General features: G+C 44.9%; 3 protein-coding genes. All 3 read left to right on the top strand.

The genetic code is table 11. From position 1 onward, the window contains the following. The first annotated feature begins 134 nt into the window (after positions 1 to 134). Positions 135 to 569, top strand: a complete 435-nt coding sequence (locus tag A3SI_RS16325; protein ID WP_009057654.1) for a hypothetical protein — start codon at positions 135 to 137, stop codon at positions 567 to 569. A 17-nt stretch (positions 570 to 586) separates the two neighbouring features. After that, positions 587 to 1,543: an LruC domain-containing protein gene (locus A3SI_RS16320; protein WP_238531828.1), complete on the top strand. Its 957-nt coding sequence runs from the start codon at positions 587 to 589 to the stop codon at positions 1,541 to 1,543. Positions 1,544 to 1,845: 302 nt separating this feature from the next. Further along, positions 1,846 to 2,188, top strand: a 343-nt coding sequence (locus A3SI_RS18555; protein ID WP_083836569.1) for a hypothetical protein, incomplete at its 3' end; no start/stop codon positions are given.

Genomic DNA, 2,188 nt, shown 5'->3' with positions numbered 1-2,188 from the left:
TCAGCCAGCTAATGATGCCTTACGTATCGAAGTGGCCGTTCCGGCTCAGATCGAACGCCTAGACGTCAGCTTCGGCTCACTTAGCGTAAACGCAAACGCACGTCAGTCTTCTATCACCTTTAACTTCCCTGTAAATGACTAAGCTTTTTTCTTCTATCGCATCCATAGGGCTTTTCGGACTTCTCTGGAGCCCACTAGCTCAGGCCCAGGTCATCCTAGATAACGAACTCGGGGCAGTAGGCCAATACCGCACCATATGCTGGGAATTCAACAGCATGAATATCCACGCTTCAGTAGAAATATCGGGTAACCATATTGCTAGAACCACAAACCCAGCGAACTCATCCACTATTGGAGATCAAAGCATATTAACACCTTGGCTAATTTTAAATGAAGGAGAAATCACCTTCAAGCTAAAAACGGATGGCAACCCTGCCACAGATCGTAATGTCCACCTTAGCTTTGTTCCATTCGCTGCGAATGCCAGCGGCCAAAAGGCACACCAAGACACTTCTTTACAAAAAATTTACCGGAGCCCACTAACCAACAGCTACGTACTTATTCTGTAGCAGTACCTACAGACTTAGTGGGTCAATCAGGTAAAATAATGATTTCCTTTACTGGTAATGGTGGAAATGGCCGTATCGCATTAGATGATCTAGTGATACCCTCTCTCTATGCTTCAGATCCTACGAAAAACTGTACCTTAGACACTACCGTTAAACCAGAAGGGGACATCACAAGCTCACTTATGGGTACTAGTGGCTACAGTACGCTGATGTTTGAGGACTTATGGCCCGGCTTAGGCGATTATGACTTTAATGATCTTGTTTTAGGAATTAAAGGAGAAAAGATCACGACCTCTAAGGGAGTTTTAAAGGAAATTCAACTTACTATTCTACCAAGAGCAGCTGGTGCCGCTTTCGATAATAGCTTCGGTATCGCTTTCCCACATATTCCCGTAGGAGCTGTGGATCAAGTTACAGGGACCGTAAAAGGAAACTCTGAAATTTTCAATTATCTAGCAAATGGGGCAGAAGCAAACCAAACAAACCTTACGGTAATCGTTTTGGAAAACGTAAGAACCGTGATCCCATCCATTAATAACCCCTTACTGATAGGTGGCACGACAAGCCCTGAAGTAGCCCCTATAAGGATTAGCATAAAAATAAAAGAATCTGCTAACATCCAGGGAAGCCTCATCCAAGCAGAATCCATGAACCCATTCTTGATCGCAAACCAAGAACGCGGACGGGAAATTCATTTACCTGGAAAATCTGCTACAGATCTGGTTAATCCATCTCTTTTCGGAACTGCGGCAGATAACAGCATGAATGGAACAGTAAATTACACGGCAAAAGACACCAACTTGCCATGGGCAATTCTAGTGCCTGATGAGGTTCCTTTCATGCAGGAGCAAACCCCTATTACAGAAGGATTCCTGAAAATGAGCGAATGGGCAAAATCTAAGGGAAATAACTTTACTGACTGGTTCATGGATAAGCCCAGCTACAGAGAAAAGAGCAAGTTCTTTACGAAATAAGATAGGAATAATTTGTGTGTATAAAGTGGAAAAGAGGAGCGCCTTAGGTGCTCCTTTTTTTTATGCGGTCTGCCGTCATCAGCCTTTGGGCCCCTGGCCCAAAGGACACTAACCCTTCTGTAGCTTCGCCACATAAAAGCCATCAAATCCACTCTGATACCATTATAAAAACTACCTGCTGTAAAGGAATGCGCAGTCTCACTATCTTTCACGTTTCATCGAAAATAAACGGGGCTACATCGAAAGAAACCATCGTTTACGTGAAAGAAAGCTACCTTTCGTATATTCTAAAACACACTCACATGAAAACTTATCTTTTTACCTTGCTCGTGGCACTCTTCGCTTTCGCCTCCTGCATGCCGCAGGAAAATCCGTCTGTGGAGAACCTTTTCGACCAAAACGCCATGAGCGCTCCTCAGGGTTTTAATTGGTCCAGTTTTCGTTCCGTACAGGTGGAATTCGAACCACTAAAAGCACCGATTGACTTTAGCGCACTCTTCACGGTAAGCACTCCCGAGGGCGTGGTCCTTTACCAAGCGCTTCAGCCAGCTAATGATGCCTTACGTATCGAAGTGGCCGTTCCGGCTCAGATCGAACGCCTAGACGTCAGCTTCGGCTCACTTAGCGTAAACGCAAACGCACGTC

The organism is Nitritalea halalkaliphila LW7, from assembly GCF_000265075.1.
GTDB lineage: Bacteria > Bacteroidota > Bacteroidia > Cytophagales > Cyclobacteriaceae > Nitritalea > Nitritalea halalkaliphila.
This window is presented reverse-complemented; position numbering and strand designations above follow the sequence as displayed.

What these genes read in the sequence shown, in the direction of transcription:
- A3SI_RS16325 (WP_009057654.1), top strand. Translation starts at nt 135, where the DNA reads ATGACTAAGCTTTTTTCTTCTATCGCATCCATAGGGCTTTTCGGACTT.